At 57.8% G+C, this 17,174-nt stretch carries 20 protein-coding genes and 1 tRNA gene; 15 read left to right on the top strand and 6 right to left on the bottom strand.

Translation table 11 applies throughout. From position 1 onward, the window contains the following. A partial coding sequence (locus tag HMPREF0908_RS11255; RefSeq protein ID WP_006690464.1) for a FadR/GntR family transcriptional regulator occupies positions 1-429 on the top strand: 429 nt, incomplete at its 5' end. Positions 430-528: 99 nt separating this feature from the next. On the opposite strand, the gene HMPREF0908_RS05485 is transcribed toward HMPREF0908_RS11255, so the two are convergent. From HMPREF0908_RS05485 to HMPREF0908_RS05470, 4 genes are all read right to left on the bottom strand, one after another. Further along, positions 529-750: a TOBE domain-containing protein gene (locus tag HMPREF0908_RS05485; RefSeq protein WP_040572448.1), complete on the bottom strand. Its 222-nt coding sequence runs from the start codon at positions 748-750 to the stop codon at positions 529-531. Positions 751-854: 104 nt separating this feature from the next. Continuing rightward, the gene (locus HMPREF0908_RS05480; protein ID WP_006690462.1) at positions 855-1,796 is read right to left on the bottom strand and encodes an LPP20 family lipoprotein; all 942 of its coding nucleotides are present in this window, start codon (positions 1,794-1,796) and stop codon (positions 855-857) included. 107 nt (positions 1,797-1,903) lie between these two features. Next, complete coding sequence (locus HMPREF0908_RS05475; protein WP_006690461.1) at positions 1,904-2,644, bottom strand: hypothetical protein; 741 nt, start codon at positions 2,642-2,644, stop codon at positions 1,904-1,906. Positions 2,645-2,707: 63 nt separating this feature from the next. After that, positions 2,708-3,607, bottom strand: a complete 900-nt coding sequence (locus HMPREF0908_RS05470) for a hypothetical protein (RefSeq protein ID WP_006690460.1) — start codon at positions 3,605-3,607, stop codon at positions 2,708-2,710. Positions 3,608-3,624: 17 nt separating this feature from the next. On the opposite strand from HMPREF0908_RS05470, the gene HMPREF0908_RS05465 reads away from it, so the two are divergent. Next, the gene (locus tag HMPREF0908_RS05465; protein ID WP_006690459.1) at positions 3,625-4,347 is read left to right on the top strand and encodes a DUF4198 domain-containing protein; all 723 of its coding nucleotides are present in this window, start codon (positions 3,625-3,627) and stop codon (positions 4,345-4,347) included. Between the two features lie 224 nt (positions 4,348-4,571). On the opposite strand, the gene HMPREF0908_RS05460 is transcribed toward HMPREF0908_RS05465, so the two are convergent. After that, on the bottom strand, positions 4,572-4,832 hold the full coding sequence (locus HMPREF0908_RS05460) for a hypothetical protein (RefSeq protein ID WP_006690458.1): 261 nt from the start codon (positions 4,830-4,832) through the stop codon (positions 4,572-4,574). A gap of 402 nt (positions 4,833-5,234) precedes the next feature. Here HMPREF0908_RS05460 and HMPREF0908_RS05455 point away from each other — a divergent pair, with 402 nt between their 5' ends. The 11 genes from HMPREF0908_RS05455 to HMPREF0908_RS05405 all read left to right on the top strand — a co-directional run bounded on the left by HMPREF0908_RS05455 (position 5,235) and on the right by HMPREF0908_RS05405 (position 14,672). Further along, positions 5,235-5,636 (top strand): hypothetical protein, encoded by a 402-nt coding sequence (locus HMPREF0908_RS05455; protein WP_006690456.1) that lies wholly within the window; start codon positions 5,235-5,237, stop codon positions 5,634-5,636. Between the two features lie 32 nt (positions 5,637-5,668). Further along, on the top strand, positions 5,669-6,349 hold the full coding sequence (gene atpB / locus HMPREF0908_RS05450) for a F0F1 ATP synthase subunit A (protein ID WP_006690455.1): 681 nt from the start codon (positions 5,669-5,671) through the stop codon (positions 6,347-6,349). 93 nt (positions 6,350-6,442) lie between these two features. Beyond that, positions 6,443-6,694, top strand: a complete 252-nt coding sequence (gene atpE / locus HMPREF0908_RS05445; RefSeq protein ID WP_006690454.1) for a F0F1 ATP synthase subunit C — start codon at positions 6,443-6,445, stop codon at positions 6,692-6,694. A gap of 39 nt (positions 6,695-6,733) precedes the next feature. Further along, positions 6,734-7,258 carry a F0F1 ATP synthase subunit B gene (gene atpF, locus HMPREF0908_RS05440; RefSeq protein WP_006690453.1) on the top strand — a complete coding sequence of 175 codons (525 nt, stop codon included), beginning with the start codon at positions 6,734-6,736 and terminating at the stop codon, positions 7,256-7,258. Further along, positions 7,252-7,791, top strand: a complete 540-nt coding sequence (locus tag HMPREF0908_RS05435) for a F0F1 ATP synthase subunit delta (RefSeq protein WP_006690452.1) — start codon at positions 7,252-7,254, stop codon at positions 7,789-7,791. The genes atpF and HMPREF0908_RS05435 overlap by 7 nt, the downstream gene beginning before the upstream one ends. Before the next feature lie 17 nt (positions 7,792-7,808). Then, positions 7,809-9,326: a F0F1 ATP synthase subunit alpha gene (atpA, locus tag HMPREF0908_RS05430; protein ID WP_006690451.1), complete on the top strand. Its 1,518-nt coding sequence runs from the start codon at positions 7,809-7,811 to the stop codon at positions 9,324-9,326. Positions 9,327-9,344: 18 nt separating this feature from the next. Beyond that, positions 9,345-10,193, top strand: a complete 849-nt coding sequence (atpG, locus tag HMPREF0908_RS05425; protein WP_006690450.1) for an ATP synthase F1 subunit gamma — start codon at positions 9,345-9,347, stop codon at positions 10,191-10,193. 42 nt (positions 10,194-10,235) lie between these two features. Then, positions 10,236-11,648, top strand: coding sequence for a F0F1 ATP synthase subunit beta (gene atpD, locus HMPREF0908_RS05420; protein ID WP_006690449.1), 1,413 nt, complete (start codon positions 10,236-10,238; stop codon positions 11,646-11,648). Between the two features lie 3 nt (positions 11,649-11,651). Next, positions 11,652-12,086, top strand: coding sequence for a F0F1 ATP synthase subunit epsilon (locus HMPREF0908_RS05415; RefSeq protein WP_006690448.1), 435 nt, complete (start codon positions 11,652-11,654; stop codon positions 12,084-12,086). 248 nt (positions 12,087-12,334) lie between these two features. Beyond that, entirely contained in the window at positions 12,335-13,363 is a 1,029-nt protein-coding gene (locus HMPREF0908_RS05410; protein ID WP_006690447.1) for an AI-2E family transporter, read from the top strand. 88 nt (positions 13,364-13,451) lie between these two features. Next, complete coding sequence (locus HMPREF0908_RS05405; RefSeq protein WP_006690446.1) at positions 13,452-14,672, top strand: MFS transporter; 1,221 nt, start codon at positions 13,452-13,454, stop codon at positions 14,670-14,672. A gap of 110 nt (positions 14,673-14,782) precedes the next feature. Here the strand turns inward: HMPREF0908_RS05405 and HMPREF0908_RS05400 are convergent, their stop codons facing one another. Beyond that, on the bottom strand, positions 14,783-15,223 hold the full coding sequence (locus HMPREF0908_RS05400; protein WP_006690445.1) for a Dps family protein: 441 nt from the start codon (positions 15,221-15,223) through the stop codon (positions 14,783-14,785). 226 nt (positions 15,224-15,449) lie between these two features. Here HMPREF0908_RS05400 and HMPREF0908_RS05395 point away from each other — a divergent pair, with 226 nt between their 5' ends. Together HMPREF0908_RS05395 and HMPREF0908_RS05390 are read left to right on the top strand one after the other, a co-directional pair. Continuing rightward, positions 15,450-16,739: an O-acetylhomoserine aminocarboxypropyltransferase/cysteine synthase family protein gene (locus tag HMPREF0908_RS05395; RefSeq protein WP_040572446.1), complete on the top strand. Its 1,290-nt coding sequence runs from the start codon at positions 15,450-15,452 to the stop codon at positions 16,737-16,739. Positions 16,740-16,819: 80 nt separating this feature from the next. Further along, positions 16,820-16,908, top strand: a tRNA-Ser gene (locus HMPREF0908_RS05390). The last annotated feature ends 266 nt before the right edge of the window (positions 16,909-17,174 follow it).

Here is a 17,174-nt window from a genome sequence, read left to right as displayed (position 1 = left end):
TCGCTGTTGGCGTTGGACTTGCTCGAGCTCCGGTTGATCTTGGAACCGGAACTTGCTGCACTCGCTGCGGTGCGGCGTTCACCATGTCAGCTCGCGCGTATTGAGGCGGCATGTGTCGCGACGGAACAGGATATTCGTGCGGATCGACCGCATGACTATAATGATCTCTTGCTGCATCGAGAAATTGCAGCAGCAAGCGGCAATAAAATTGCGCCAAACCTGATTGATATCATCTATTCATCAATTAGGCAGAATATCAATATTACCGATGGTTCTCTGCGTGAGCATACGAGGATTTACCATCGACGCATGGTAGAAAGCATCAAGGAGCAAGATCTACAGGGTGCGCGTTATGCGGTTATCGTACACTTGAGCGAGAACCGCCGCTATATCATGATGGAGGCGGGGGCCCACGAGACTCCCCAATGAAAAAATCCCCGCACGCCGGAATGTCCGATGTGCGGGGATTTTATACTGTCATAGCAGCTTTTGGGAAATCGCTGATAAAATGAGGTTATCGGCGCTTCCTTAGCTGTGGTGATGATCGACGCCGACCATGACGGACGTTGCCTTGATGACGGCGTATGCCTCCTTGCCGACCTCGAGGCCGAGCTCTTTGATGGCATCCATGCTGATCGTCGATGCAACCACGTCGCCGCCTTTGAGCTCGATGTGGACGATGCCGTTGACGGCACCCTTCTCGATGGAGACGACTTTGCCCTTAAGCTGATTTCTTGCACTAAGTTTCATATAGTTTCCTCCTTTTTTGATAGTCCCCGCATTATAACACAAAAACACCGTATTGTTTATGATCTTTATCATAACAATACGGTGTTTTGTGTATTTATTTTTGCTCAGCGGATAAAGACGACGTTCGTTGCGTCGAGGAAACCGCTTGCGCCGTTCTCGATGAGGACGCGGCGTGCATCCTCGGCAGAGAGGACGGGGTTCGCATTGCCGTCCACGCGAACGGCGCGGACGACGAGCGGGTTCCGTCCGGCACGCGTGGCATCCGCTTCACTGCGAACGTAGCCTGCCATACCGTTTGCGACGACTTTGTCGCTGTCAAGGTTCTTGTAGCCGTAAATGGGGCGGCCGTTCTCTGTCTTGATGACAGGGCTCATGACGGGGCGCAGGCCCATGCCGCGGCAGTCGACGATGAGTCCCGTGTAGCCGCCGATGGCGCGTCCATTGGGCGCACTCGCGGCAGAGCTGGTGGAGGGGGAACGGCGCGCAGGTGCGGCCGGCGTGGTCGTCGTGCCGTCGTAAGCGCCGCGGCGGCCGTATGTGCCGTAGCCCGTCGTGTCGTAGTCGCGCGGGGTGTAGGGCTCATAGACGCTGTCCGGCGATGCCCACTGTTCGCGCGCAGTGTTCGGAGTAAAGACGGAGCCCGCGAGGGAGCTGACACCGAAGACAGGCACATCGAGGGTGACGGTGTAGGCACCGTCACGCAGTGCCTTTTCCTCGACGATGCGTGCACCGCGCACAAGAGCACTGACGTGGGTACGGACGCTGTCATTCGTAACCATCATGTCCTCGACGGTGGTCGAGGCATCGACGGCGACGCCCTGAATCTGCTCGGCGAGCTGACGATAGGCGTCGGCGATGGCGGCACGGCGGGCAAGGGCACGCGCCTGTGCAGCACTCACCGTGCGTGCGGGGGCGATGCCCGTCCCCTCCGCGCGGATGCGTCCGCCGTCCCAGTCAGTTGCCGCTTCTGCTGTTTGCGGCAGGAGAGAGAGCGCCGCGACTGCCATGACGAGCACAGCGGCGGCAATGGATTTGACCATGTTCATATACGTTCCTCCTTGATGTCAGAGTCATTACTCCAAAAAGAATATCGCAGGATAGGATAGAGAATGATGAAATGGACATTAGTATTGTGTGAGATTCGTGTGCAGCTTCATTTACGCGGGATTTCTGCCGGCATCGCCGTTTGGAGCATGTGCTGTGCGAGCGCGTATTCGCGGTCGCCCTCGGTCAGCGGCGTACCGTTCGCAGCGGCGATGATGTTCAATGACTCCGCTGTTGACTTTGCATGGCTGAGATCGGGCAGCTGTGCACCGCTGATCCGCATGAGCGGGTGATCATCGGCGTCGTAGATGAAGAAATTGAAGTCATTCGCGAATGATTTCGTAGCGTCTTTCTTGTGAACGATCTCAAGCGCAAGTGACATGATGACCTGTTTTCCATTGGACAAATGGTATCGTTTGGCATTGCGGCTGTCTACGGTGCGAAACCAACGTGTGGGGTACCCCGTTCGGATGGTGTTCTCGGTACGCGCCTCTCTGCCCTCTGTGACAACGAGCTGGAGATTCGACAGATACAGCAGACTGCTGAAAAGTGCACTCAGTGCAGGCATGGGCTGATCGACGGGCGGGAGCGCGCTGCGGTCGATGTCTTTATAAAGAGCGTCATTCATTACAATCACTCTGCATTCATCGACCGAAAGGGGGACTCGTTTTGCGTTTTCGGCTTCTTCGTCGAGATGCTTTCGGATAGCAGCCTCTGCTTCTTCGTAGGTCTTGTATTCTTGGATGGTATCGCGCCGCTCCGATCCTCCGATGCCGTCTGCGGCGGATGCTGTGCCGGTGAGGGTGAGGACTGTGACGGTGACGGCGGCGATGGATTTGACAAGATGCATATACGTTCCTCCCTAATTATGAATACGTACTTCACAGAGCATATCGTAACATCGGATCGAAAATCATGAAAAGAATTTGTGTCGGCTCGGGTCGTAATAATGCTCAAAAACCATCGGGTATTCGATAGAGTTCGGCATAATGTGATAGAGATGCTGTGCATATCGATATTCACGGCTTCCCTTGGCGAATTGATGTGCGGGCGAGGAGGAGATAATGTCATAGATTTCGGGAGAGGTAAAATGATATTTTTTATTGAGCCTGAGAAGGTCGTAGTAACCGAATCGTGCGACCGGGTTTTTGGCGGCATCGTATGTGATGATGTAATCGTCCGGTGATTCCAGCAGGGTTCCGTTTTTTAGGAGAACGAGGTGCTCTATCACGGAAACGATCTCCTCACGCTCGTCCGGAAATAGAATTCTCGTCAGCCCGCTGTCAATGGGTGCCATGCGGAGCAGGAGCAGCGGTTCGCTGTCTGAGATGACCTGTGGGTCTTTTGCCATCTGACAGAAGAGTGGTGTGGCAAGTGAAGGGTAGAATGGGAGATTGGTCAGCACGTAACTCAGCGGCGGGTAGATTTGCTCCGGCGGGATCGCGCTGAGGTCAACCTCGGCATAGCGCGGATCATTTGCGGTGATGGCAGGGAGCCGGGGGAGCTCGACATAGTGGATGTTCGTTTTCTCTACGGTACGGAGGAGTTCAACTGCCGCAGACAGATCGCCTGTGTCGGCGGTTTTTTCCTGTGCTTCTGATGTGGATACGGGAATGAGCAGGCAGAGACAGAGAGCCATGCTGAGCAGATGTCGCATCATCGTTCCTCCTTGTGCGGGAGCCCCATAATATCTGTGATTTTTTGTAGTGTAACAAAAATGATCTGTGCAGGCAAGCATCTGCACGATCTCGTGAATTTGATTGCAAATAAATATTGTTTCCGGTATAATAGCAAGTAAGTTGATTTTATTCATTCATAGGAGGTTGTTCCATGAAGAAAAAGATTTTGGCGGCGGCACTCGGTGCGGCCATCGGGCTCTCAATGACGGCGGCATCGACGGATGCACACGGCGTGTTCTTCGCGAACCGCGTCGATACGAAGGCACTCGTCCTCGGCGAGGGGCCTCTGGACAATGCGTACGATCCCGCATGTGTCCAGCGCATTGATGCGTACGATGTGAACTTCCAGCCGACGACGGTGGAGCGCGTGGACGGCGAGAAGAACATCACCATTGTGCCGGGCGATGATCTCGGCGTGACGGCGACGTTCTTCGACTACGGCTATTTCGCCAAGACGACGGACGGCAAGGTCATTCCGACGCGCGACTACTCGAACATCGAGAACCTCGTGTCGGTGACGTACGCCTACAAGTACAACGTCCACTACTGGAGCGACAAGGTGCGTCCGGCGGGGATTTACAATGTGCCCATCCAGATCGTGCCGATGGTGAACCCGCTGACCCTGCGGCGCGGCGACACGCTGAACCTGCGCATCTATAAGGATGGTCAGCCGTACGCGAATGCACCTGTCATTGCGGATGTGCTCGGCAACCTGACGGCCGAGACGCAGGCGGATGCAGATGGGTTCGTCTCCGTGCGCGTGGCGAACAACGGCCTGAACGTGATCGGCGTCGAGGTCGGCTTCCCGACGGACAATCCGAACGTGACGAAGAAGATCTTCAGCTCGCTGTCGTTCATCCTGCCGGCAGAGTAAAGGGACACCGAGAAAAACGGAGCTGTTGTGCGAAAGCATGACGGCTCTTTTTCTTTTGTACCGAATATGGTACAATAAAGCGAAAAGGATGTGCTAAGATGGCAGTGCTGAATTTATCAGTGCTTCCCTCTGCCTTTGATGAAAAGAATATCTGCATTGCCGCCTGCAAGGGGTATTATGAAATAGGAGTGGAGCACTTGCCATACGGCAAAGGCGCCGCTCTTTCACACTATATGATATTTCTTCCACGGGATCTGGTTCAGACGTACGCTGCTCAAAAAGTCCACGATGTCCTTGCGTCCGTAGTACTGCGGTTTGCCCTGCGCCGTGAGGCTCATGAGGATGATAGGCATGCCGGGAAAGAAGCGCATGAGGGCGCGGCGGGTCTGCGTGGATTTGATGGTGTAGCGCGTGACCTCAGGCGCGACGTGGATGATGGCGAAGGTGACGCCCTTCTCGATGATGACAGCTCCCTCGATGGTCATGGATTCCTCCAATCATGGTCTGATGTATCCTCCCGCTGCGAGGCTTTCTCCATCAGAACAGGGGATAGGACGCGGTATATGTGTCGAACATTTTATCAAAGCCTATGATGTTATACAAGAATAAAATTCAATTAGACATTAAAATGCGGTTGCAGAAATGGCAGGAAGCCCGTATAATAGCCATAAGGACGATACATCGCTGCGGCGGATGTAGATAGTCTGCCTTTATCGTATTGACGGAACATTTGAAAGAGACCATTGCATATTGTATACACTGAGCAAGGATTTTTCGAATTTGTGTCGAATATGGTATAGGGTACTGATATTCAACGAAGACGGCGCGTGCGCCGACATTCACGATGAATGTCGGATTTTTGTTGCGTGCGCGGTCGGAGGAGGAATATGAGGCAGGTTTTATCGGCGTATTGGAGGCAGGTCGGTCTGGCGTTCGCGGCGGCGGTTCTCCTCGGTGCGGCGGCTCTCCTCATGATGGGAGAGCTTGCGCTCATCGGGGCACTCACGGCGGGCGCGGCGGCGGCGGCGCTCTACTTTGTCCAGCTTGCGCGGCGCCTTCTGCGTGCGGCGCGGCGCGGGACAGGCGGTGCGGCGCAGGTGCAGATCGGGCTGATGCTGATGCTCGTCCTCATCGGAGCGGTTCTCTGGGCGGCAACGATAACGGGCGTGCGGCATTTCTTCGCGGCAGTGGGAGGATTCCTTCTGATGCACGTGCTGATGATGGCGCAGCTGATCGGCAGGGCCTTGTACGCAGATGGAAAGGACCGTCCGACGGATGGTTCGAAGTAGGAGGGGGGAGACCCCCGAGGGAGGTAGAGGTTATGCACGAAATCGGTGTTCGCGAGGCAGTGCAGATCGCCGGATTTACCTTCAATTCACAGACCCTCGTCATGACGTGGATCTCGATGGCCGTGGTGCTCCTGATCGGCTGGCTGGCGGTACGCAATCTGAAGGTTGTGCCGACGTCCAACTGGCAGATGATGATGGAGACGGTGATTGAGGCGCTGCATGACCAGGTGGAGGAGAACATGGGCCCGCGCGGGCGTGGATTCCTGTCCACGTTCATCGTGTCACTGTTCCTGTTCCTTCTCGTGTCGAATTGGATTGGTCTTATTCCGACGATGGCATCGCCGACAAATGATCTGAACACCACCCTGGGACTGGCTCTGCTGGTCATCGTCATGATGCACGTCCTGGGACTGGCGGTGAAGGGAATGCACTATGTGGCACATTTCTTCCAGCCGGTCGCACCGTTCATCATCATCAACATTGTCGAGGAGCTCGCGAAACCGATTACGCTGTCGTTCCGTCTTTTCGGCAACATTCTGGCGGGTGAGATTCTGATTCACATCCTGCTGCAGCTCCTCGGGAACGGTTCGACGATCCCGTCGGTGATCTGGCTCGCGTTCAGCGTGTTCGTCGGCATTGTGCAGGCACTGGTCTTTACGATGCTGTCGACGGCGTACATCGGCGCTGCCATCAAGACGGACGACGGTCACTAACGGCAGTATCGGTCGTGACCACACAGGTTTTGCACGCCGTGCAGCAGGCACGGACACGAAGATTTTGTTCACATATTTAAGGAGGATCTTTTCATGGAAAACGCAATCATGGTCGCAGGCGCTCTTATCGGTGCGGGTCTCTGCTTTGGTCTTGCTGCAATCGGCGCAGGCATCGGCGACGGTCTGGTCACGGGCCGCTTCATCGAGGGCCTCGCACGTCAGCCGGAGGCAGGCGGCGTCCTCTTTACGCGTACGCTGATTTCGGTCGGTCTGATCGAGGCACTTGCCATCATCGGCGTCGTTTTCGGCATCATCATGCTCTATGCAAATCCGCTGATTCACTAAGACGCATGTGGCACGGATTTTGCAAAGGGGGCATAGGAATTGAGTGAAATTACGCAAGGCCTGATTGATCTCAACGGGACGCTGCCCATCCAAATCATCAACTTCCTGATTCTCGTTGCACTTCTGCGCGCGGTGGCATACAAGCCGATCGTGCGCATGATGGACGAGCGCAAGGCGAAGATCGCTGAGAGCATCGAGAAGGCGGATGCGGATGCCGCGGCAGCGGAGGCGACGCTGAGCGAGTACAAGGCGCAGCTCGCTGCGGCGCGTACAAAGGCGCAGGAGATCGTCGATATGGCGGAAAAGCGTGCCGGCGAGGAGCGCGAGGCGAGCATCCAGGCGACGAAGCGTGAGATCGAGCAGATGAAGAAGTCTGCCGAGGAGCAGATGGAGCGCGAACGCACCCATGCGGTGGAACAGCTGAAGGCCGAGGTTGTCGCACTGTCGCTTGCAGCGGCGGGCAAGATCATCCAGAAGAATCTGGACGCAAAGGACAACGATGCCATCATCGGCGAGTTCATCGCAAAGCTCGATGCGAAAAAAGTCGGTGACGCGTCATGCTGAACATGGAGCTGGCGCGCAAGTACGCGCGTGCGATCTTCGAGCTGGCGTGCGAGGAGAACGCGCTCAGCGCCTATGGGAATGACCTCGCCAAGGTGCAGCAGACATACGTCGACTGTCCGGAGCTGAAGGCGTACCTCTGCAACCCGAACGTCCAGCCCGAGGACAAAAAGTCCCTCCTGAAGGAAGTGTTCGGGGACGATGTGCGCGAGATGGTGCTGAACTTCCTTCTGCTGCTCATCGACAAGCGGCGCATGATGGTGTTCGAGGCGATCAGCGCGATCTTTGTGCAGCTCTCGAATGAGAAGCTCGGCATCGCCGTAGCGGATGTCACGAGCGTGGAGCCGCTCAGCGACACGCAGAAGGCAGAGCTGATGGAAAAGCTCGGACGCGTGACGGGCAAAGAGGTTTCCCTGCGCGAGCACCGCGACCCCTCGCTCATCGGCGGCGTGGTGGTGCGCATCGGCGACCGCCGCATCGACGGCAGCATCAAGGGACGTCTGGCAGCGATGACGGCAGAGTTAATGGCGAACTAGCGGGGTGACAGCGAAATATGAAAATGAATCCGGAAGAGATTACTTCCATCATCAAGGAACGCATCAAGAACTATGATGTCGATCTGAACGTCAACGACGTCGGCACGGTTCTTGAGGTCGGCGACGGCATTGCGCATATCTACGGCCTTGACAAGGCGATGGCAGGCGAGCTGCTCGACTTCGGCAACGATGTCTACGGGCTCGTGCTGAACCTCGAGCAGGAGAGCGTCGGCGCGGTGCTGCTCGGCGGCGAGACCCTCATCAAGGAGGGTGACACCGTAAAGCGTACGGGACGCATCATGCAGGTGCCCGTGGGCGAGGCGATGGTCGGACGCGTCGTGGACGCACTCGGCCGCCCCATCGACGGCAAGGGCCCCATCGACACGAAGGAGTTCCGTCCGGTCGAGTCGCCGGCACCCGGCATTGCCGACCGCAAGAGCGTCCATGAGCCGCTCCAGACGGGTCTGAAGGCGATCGATGCCCTCGTTCCGATCGGCCGCGGCCAGCGCGAGCTGATCATCGGCGACCGCGGCACGGGCAAGACGGCGATTGCCGTCGATACGATTCTGAACCAGAAGGGACAGAACTGTATCTGCGTCTACGTCGCCATCGGTCAGAAGGCATCCACCGTTGCGCGCGTCGTCAAGACGCTCGAGGACGGCGGCGCGATGGACTACACGATCATCGTCGCGGCGACGGCAGCAGACTCTGCGCCGCTGCAGTACCTCGCACCGTATGCGGGCGTGGCGATGGCAGAGTACTTCATGTACAAGGGCGGTCACGCGCTCTGCGTCTATGACGACCTCTCCAAGCACGCGGCGGCCTACCGCGCCATGTCGCTCCTGCTCCGCCGTCCGCCCGGACGCGAGGCATACCCGGGCGACGTGTTCTACTTACACTCCCGCCTCCTCGAGCGCGCGGCAAAGCTCTCCGACGCACTCGGTGCAGGCTCCATCACGGCACTGCCGATCATCGAGACACTCGCGGGCGACCTCTCGGCGTACATCCCGACGAACGTCATCTCGATCACCGATGGTCAGATCATGCTGGATACCGACTCGTTCTACTCGGGCATCCGCCCGGCGATCAGCGTCGGTCTCTCGGTCTCGCGTGTCGGCGGCTCCGCCCAGATCAAGGCGATGAAGCAGGTCGCGGGCACGATGCGTCTCGACCTCGCACAGTACCGCGAGCTCGCGGCATTCGCGCAGTTCGGCTCGGACCTCGACAAGGCGACGAAGGCACAGCTCGACCGCGGTGCCCGCATGGTTGAGACGCTGAAGCAGGCACAGTACAGCCCGCTCTCCGTCGCGGAGCAGGTGCTCGTCATCTTTACGGCGGTGCGCGGCCATCTCGCAGACATCCCCGTCGGCAAGGTCGTCACCTTCCACACGGACTTCCTGAAGTTCATGCGCACGGCACATCCGGAGATCGCCGCGGCGATCACGGAGATGAAGAAGCTGGACGACGGACTCGAGGCGGACATCACGAAGGCGATCGCGGAGTTCAAGGAAACCATCTCCTACAAAGAAGCGTAAGGGGAGAGGTGACCGTATATGGCAAATTTACAGGACATCCGCCGGCGCATCCGCAGCGTCAAGAGCATCCAGCAGATCACGAACGCCATGGACATGGTCGCGACCTCGCGTCTGCGCCGTGCCAAGGAGGCTGCCAACAGCAACCGCCCCTACGCCGAAAAGACGGCTGCGGTCATCCGCAGCGTGGCGGCAGCGGCGACGGGCATCGCGCATCCGCTCCTCGAGCAGCATGAGAGCGGCAAGCGCCTCATCCTCGTCATGGCGGCGGACAAGGGGCTTGCAGGCGCATACTCCAGCAACGCACTCAAAAAGGCGATGACGCTCGTCGAGGATAAGTCCAACACGCAGATCGTCACCGTCGGGCGCAAGGCACGCGACTTCTTCAAGAACCGCAGCTTTGACATCATCAGTCAGCGCGTCGGCATCAGCGAGCGCCCGCAGGCGCGTCATGCGCAGAAGATCGCGCGCACGCTTATCAGTGCGTTTGAGTCCGGCGAGATCAAAGAAGTCTACATGGTCTACACGCGTTTCGTGTCGGCCATTACCTGTGTGCCCGAGGCCGTGAAACTCCTGCCCTTTACCGCAGAGGCAGGCGAGGGACACGCACAGGCACCCTACATCTATGAGCCGAATGCCGAGGAGGTGCTCGGGGCACTGCTGCCGCAGTACCTTTTCACCACCATCTATGCGGCGCTCCTCCAGTCGGCGGCGAGCGAGCTGAGCTCACGCATGAACGCGATGAGCAACGCGACCGACAACGCCGGGGAGCTCATCGGGAAGCTCGACCTCTACTACAACAAGGTACGTCAGGCGGGCATCACGAACGAGATCAACGAGATCGTCGGCGGCGCCGAGGCACTCAAGTGACATCCATGTACGCCGCGTGCATGGAGGTAAGGAGGTTTTCCATTGGCAAAAGGTAAAGTCGTACAGGTCATCGGACCTGTCGTAGATATTGAGTTTCCGGCGGGCGAACTGCCGGAGATTCTGAACGCCATCAAGGTCAGGGGCAAGACGGCCGACCATGACATCGACCTCACGGTCGAGGTCATGCAGCACCTCGGCGACAGCGTCACGCGCTGCATCGCCATGAGCTCCACCGACGGCCTGATGCGCGGCATGGAGGCGGACGACACGGGTGCGCCGATCAGCGTGCCGGTCGGCGAGGCGACCCTCGGACGCGTCTTCAACGTCCTCGGTGAGACCGTTGACCACAATCCCGAACCCGTCGGCAATAAAGAGGTGTGGCCGATCCATCGCGCCGCCCCGAAGTTTGACGAGCAGGAGACATCGACCCAGATCCTTGAGACGGGCATCAAGGTCGTCGACCTCATCGCCCCGTACTCGCGCGGCGGAAAAGTCGGACTCTTCGGCGGCGCCGGCGTCGGAAAGACCGTTCTCATCATGGAGCTCATCCACAACATCGCGACCGAGCACGGCGGCTACTCCGTCTTTGCAGGCGTCGGCGAGCGTACGCGTGAGGGCAACGACCTCTGGTCGGAGATGACCGAGTCAGGCGTTATCGACAAGACCGCCCTCGTCTACGGCCAGATGAACGAGCCGCCCGGCGCACGTATGCGCGTTGCTCTGACAGGTCTGACGATGGCAGAGTACTTCCGCGATGTGCAGGGGCAGGACGTTCTGCTCTTCATCGACAACATCTTCCGTTTCATCCAGGCAGGTTCCGAGGTCTCGGCTCTTCTCGGACGCATGCCGTCCGCCGTTGGCTACCAGCCAACGCTGACGACCGACGTCGGTGCACTGCAGGAGCGCATCACCTCCACGAAAAAAGGCTCGATCACGTCCGTGCAGGCGGTCTACGTCCCTGCGGACGACCTCACCGACCCGGCACCGGCGGCAACATTCACCCATCTCGACGCGACGACGGTTCTTTCCCGTCAGATCGCCGAGCTCGGCATCTACCCCGCCGTTGACCCGCTGGACTCCACCTCGCGTATCCTCGACCCGCACGTCATCGGGCAGGAGCACTACGAGGTCGCGCGCGGCGTGCAGGCCGTCCTCCAGAAATACAAAGAGCTGCAGGACATCATCGCCATCCTGGGCATGGAGGAACTCTCCGACGAGGATAAGCTGACCGTCTCGCGTGCACGCAAGATCCAGCGTTTCCTCTCGCAGCCGTTTGCTGTCGCTGAGGTATTCACGGGCTCGCCCGGAAAATACGTCGCGCTGAAGGACACGATCCGCGGGTTCAAGGAAATCCTCGACGGCAAGCACGACGACCTCCCCGAGGCTGCCTTCTACATGGTCGGCGGCATCGACGAAGTCATCGAGAAGGCGAAGAAGCTCAAAGAGGAGGAATGACGGATGGCGACCATCAAGCTGGAGATCGTATCTCCCGACCGCGTGGTCTATGCCGCCGACATCGACATGCTCATCGCCCGCTCCACGGGCGGCGAGATCGGCATCCTGCCGAAGCACATTCCCCTCGTTACGGGACTTGAGCCCCATGCCATGAAGATTCATGTCGACGCCAAGGAACAGCTCATCGCTGTGGCGGGCGGCTTCATGGAGGTTACCCCCGACAAGATCACCGTACTCGCAACAGCAGCGGAGGAGCCGATCGACATCGACATCAACCGTGCCCAGCGTGCCTATGAGCGTGCGCAGGAGCGACTGCAGCGTCTGCGTGAGGACCCCGATGCACAGGCGAGCATCATCGACGAACAGCGCGCCTCCCTCGCACTGAAACGCGCCGCAGCACGCCTGCAGACCGCGAAGACAGTGAAGCCCGGCGCATGATTCACCGGGAAAAAAGCCGCTCCGACCGAAATGGTCGGGGCGGCTTTTGTGTCCTGAATAAATCACCCTACGTCGGCAATGACTTCACCGTCCTCACGTGCAATCTCCCAAATGAGAGAGCTGCTGTTTCTGACAAACGCGGTCAGCTTTGCGCGTTCCTTCTCGCTGAAGACGCTGTACCTTTTAGTGGACGATGCGCCGTGAATATGCTATCATAGCTCCACACATGACTGCGAAAGGAGGCACCTATGAACCTCGCGAATCACCGCACCTCCATCATCCTTGCCATCGTCTTTGCGGCGCTGCTCTCCTCCTTCTGGTTCTTTCAGGACTTCGCCTTTATCGTCTTTCTCTCGCTCCTCCTGCAGCTCCTCCTGCAGCCCGTCGTGGATGCGATGGAGCAGCGGCGCATCCCGCGCGGCATCGCGTCGGCGGGGGCGATCCTCCTCTTTCTCCTGCTCGTCCTCGTCCTCCTCTCCGTCCTTTCACGCTCTGTTGTCCCGTCCCTGCAGCGTTTCGTCACGGAGCTGCCGAGCATCGGGCAGGGACTCCAGCAGATGCCACTTCTCACAGAGATGGATCTGCAGCAGGAGATGGAGAGCTTCCTCGACAAGCTGCGCAGCGTCGGCGCGGAGCTCCTGCGCGCGTCGCTCTCCTTCCTGCTTGCCGCCGTCGGCAAAATCATGGACTTCGTCATCATCATCTTCGTTTCCTTCTACCTCCTGAAGGACGGAAAGACGATCAAACGCTGGCTTGCGGGGCTCTTTCCGTATGGATCACGCGGGCGTGTCCTGAACCTCTTTGACCGCCTGCTCCACGCTCTGCGCATCTACGTATGCAGTCAGCTTGTCATGTGTATCATCACGGGGCTTATCGTATTCCTTTACTTTGTCCTCATGGGTCTGCCGTATGGCTCCGTCTTTGCTCTGCTCTCCGGGATCAGTGAGTTCGTTCCCGTTCTTGGCCCCACCGCCGCATCCGCACTCGGCACAATCATGACCGCCTCGGCAGCCCATGACCTGACTGTGCAGACCGCACTCTTTTACCTTGCACTGACACAGATCAATCACAACATTGTCTATCCCGCCCTTGTCGGAAAGAGCCTCCACCTCCACCCCGTTGCCGTCATCCTCGGCGTCGTCTTCGGCGGCGAGATCCTCGGTGCCGCAGGAATGTTCCTCGCCGTTCCCTTCATGGTTATTGTCAAGATCGTTGTAACGGATATCTATCATGAGCAGAAAACCGAGACGACGGAGGGGGAGGAAGAAAAGCCGTGATTGAAAAATTTTTGATGAGGCATTATGATATGAACTGTGGGAATGCAGCTTTACCCGCACAAATACAAACCGAAAGAAGCGACCTATCATGAAAAAAAGTCTTTCCAACATCCCCAAAATCGTGTGGTTCCAGCTTTTCCTGCTGGCCCTAGGCTATGCTTTTTACTCGGCCAACCGTTTGTCGTTCGGCGTCGGACTCAAAGCCGTCGCGGCAAGCATCTCACTGACCGCCGTTCAGCTCGGCACGATCGGCACGATATTTACTCTTGGGCAGGCACTTGTTGACATTCCTGCAGGCTATCTGGCAGACCGTTTTGGACGCAAGCGGATGCTTGTCATGGGGATGGTTGGGCTCGGCTGTATGACGGCTCTCGTGACGACCTCGGCGAGTTTCGCTGCTGCGGCGTTCTGGCGCTTTATGTTCGGTGTCGCAGAGGGCTGCTGGAATATCGTCATGTACTCCGTGGCGGGCTCGATTTTTCCTGCGGCACGCGCAATGCTCAACGGTCTCATGATGACCTTTTATTCGATCGGCGCGTATGTCGGCCCCGCCTACTACGGATGGAGCCTCGAGCGTACGGGAGAGTGGAGCGTCGGCCTTCAGCACATGGGCGTTGTGACCGTCATCTTCGGCCTTCTCCTCATCGCAGGACTGCGGGCGCGGTACACAGACACGTCCAAGGATGTCAAGCGCCTTCACCTGTGTGAGGCAGTGCGCACCGTCGGTTTCAACAAGGTCGTATGGCTCGCCGTGCTGATTCAGATTCTGAACATCATCCCATATTGGGGGTTCGCCTCGATGGGACCGTATCTCTTTATGACCTATAAGGGATTCAGTGCGACGGAGGCAGGGCAGTTCTTCGGCGCAATTTATGGGATCGGCGGACTAAGCGGCGTCCTTTTGGGATTCTTTGCCGATCGCTTTGGCCGGCGGCCGACGGTGCTCTTCCTCTCGGCACTTAACGCGCTCTGCGCCCTCATCATTTTCCACATTATGCCGCAGAACTCACCGCTCCTCTACATCGTCGGTGCGATGATGGGCATCGGGCTTCATGCTGTCTATGTTCTCGGCTACACGATCGCACAGGATGGCGTCAGTCATCAGCAGATCGGGCTTGCGACCGGCATCGTCGGTGCATCGAGCTACTTTCTCTCGTTCTTTTCCGGTCCTTTGATGGGCTTTTTGACGAGTACGCTCGGCCATGCGGCGGCACTTGATATCATTGTCATTGCCTTCGAGGCGGTGCTCGTCGTCGTTGCATTCTTTATGAAGGAGACGCAGCACAGAGGGCAGGAGGAACAATCATAGCGGATCGGATCAACGGGCGGACATGCGGCTCAGAAATGCGCTGCACCTCGTTTCTCAACAAAAAAAGCCGCCGTGCAGCTGCACGGCGGCTTTTTCTGTCGGGAAGAATATTATGCAAGCATGGAGCGGAGGAACCAGATCTGCTTTGCGTAGTTTGCAATGTGATCCTCCATGAGGTTGGCGATGCCGAAGACATCGTCCTTGTCCGCGAGGGCGCGGATGGAGGCTGCCTGGTCACGGAGCAGCTCAAGGTCGGCGAGCGTGAGCTGGAGCGCCTTCTTCTGATCGACCTTTTCATCTGCAAGCTCCTTGATCGTCGCGATGGCAAGATAGCCCTTCAGGCTTGCCACAGGCTGCTCACCGCAGATCTTGAGGATCTCAGCACTCTCATCGAGCACGTCTGCAAATGCATCATAGAGCGACTCGAGGTACTCATGCACTGCCTTGAACTGCGAGCCGACCACGTTCCAGTGGAGGTTGTGCAGCTTGATGTAGCCGACGCCGATGTTGGCGATGTAACCGTTGAGTGCGCTTGTGATTTCCTTATTCATGGTAATTCCCCTTTCATCGTGTTGTTCTGCAGATGCTGTGTGGCATCTGTTTTGTATCTCATTACGTGTGTAATTATAGCACGGTAAGCTCTACTTGTCAATAGTTATTATTAAATAATTTTGCGAAAAAATCTCGATGGAATATTTTCCTTGACAAATCCTATCTTTTGTATATAATTCATAGCAACAAACTATGTGTTTCGAAATCTGGAAAAGGGGAATCGCCATGAGTGAGCAGAAATATCATTTTGAGACCTTGCAGGTGCGCGTCGGACAGGAGGAAGCCGATCCCGTGACGGATGCGCGCGCTGTACCGATTTATCAGACGACCTCGTACGTCTTCCACAATGCGCAGCACGCTGCTGACCGCTTCGCGCTCAAGGATCCGGGCAATATCTACGGGCGGCTCATGAATCCGACACAGGATGTCTTTGAAAAGCGCATCGCGGCGCTCGAGGGCGGCACGGCGGCCCTCGCCTTTGCCTCGGGGGCGGCGGCGATCACGGCGACGATCCAGGCACTTGCCCATCAGGGCGATCATGTCGTCGCGCAGCAGAGCATCTACGGCGGTACGTACAACTTCCTCGCGCACACGGCGAAGGACTGGGGCATCGACGTGAGCTTCGTCGAGCCGCGGGCGGGCGCACAGGGCTTTGCGGATGCCATCCGCCCGAACACGAAATGCGTCTTCATCGAGACCGTCGGCAATCCGAACGCCGATCTCGTGGATATCGAGGCCGTCGCACAGGCGGCACATGCGCAGGGCGTACCCGTCGTCATCGACAACACCTTTGCGACACCGTATCTTCTGCGCCCGATCGAGCACGGCGCAGACATCGTCGTGCACTCCGCGACGAAATTCATCGGCGGGCACGGCTCCAGCCTCGGCGGCGTCATCGTCGAGGGCGGCACATTCGACTGGAAGGCATCGGGACGCTTCCCGCACCTCACGCAGCCGAACGAGAGCTATCACGGCGTGAACTTCGTCGAGGCACTCGGCCCCGTCGCTTTCGTTACGTACATCCGTGCCCTCCTCCTGCGTGACACGGGCGCGGCGATCGCTCCGTTCAACGCATTCCTCTTCCTGCAGGGGCTTGAGACACTTTCCCTGCGCGTCGAGCGGCACGTGTCAAACGCACTGAAGATCGTGGACTTCCTCGTGAAGCATCCGAAGGCCGAGCGCGTCAATCACCCCTCGCTCCCGCACCATCCCGATCACGCCATCTACGAGCGTTACTTCCCGCAGGGCGGCATATCGATCTTCACCTTTGACATCGCGGGCGGTCAGGAGGCGGCATTCCGCTTCATCGATCATCTGAAACTCTTCTCGCTCCTCGCGAACGTCGCCGACGTGAAGTCGCTCGTCATCCATCCCGCGACCACCACGCACTCCCAGATGAACGATGCGGAGCTTGCGGCATCCGGCATCGGCAGAGGCACGATCCGTCTCTCCGTCGGCATCGAGCACATCGACGATCTCCTTGCCGACCTCACGACGGCATTCGATGCGGTCTGAGCTTCCTGCCTTGTACGGAAAAAATCCCTTGCCAATGCGCCCCTCACTGTGCTATAATGCGTCATGTCGCACAGCGGCATGGAGAGGTGTCCGAGTGGTCGAAGGTGCTTGACTCGAAATCAAGTGTGGTGATGAGCCACCGTGGGTTCGAATCCCACCCTCTCTGCCATTGAAAAATAAGGCTTCGTGGAGATTTCCACGAAGCCTTTTCTGTCTCTATTTTTGGGTGAAAAACACGATTTTGGGCACATTTTGGGCACACGAGATTTTGAACATGGATTTTTGGGTAAGAGAAATAGGTGATTATGACATAAAAAACGAGGATGCCGTGCAGCATCCTCGCATTCATTTGAGCATCACTTTTGAGGTCTTAGTGGGAGATGTATAATCTCCTCCTCAGCGGACGAAATAGCTAGCTTTGTCCCTTGTCCTGTG

Origin of the sequence: Centipeda flueggei ATCC 43531 (genome assembly GCF_000160695.1) — a bacterium.
Classification (GTDB): domain Bacteria; phylum Bacillota; class Negativicutes; order Selenomonadales; family Selenomonadaceae; genus Centipeda; species Centipeda flueggei.
Note: the sequence above shows the minus strand (reverse complement) of the source record. Positions and strands in the feature narration are given on the sequence as shown.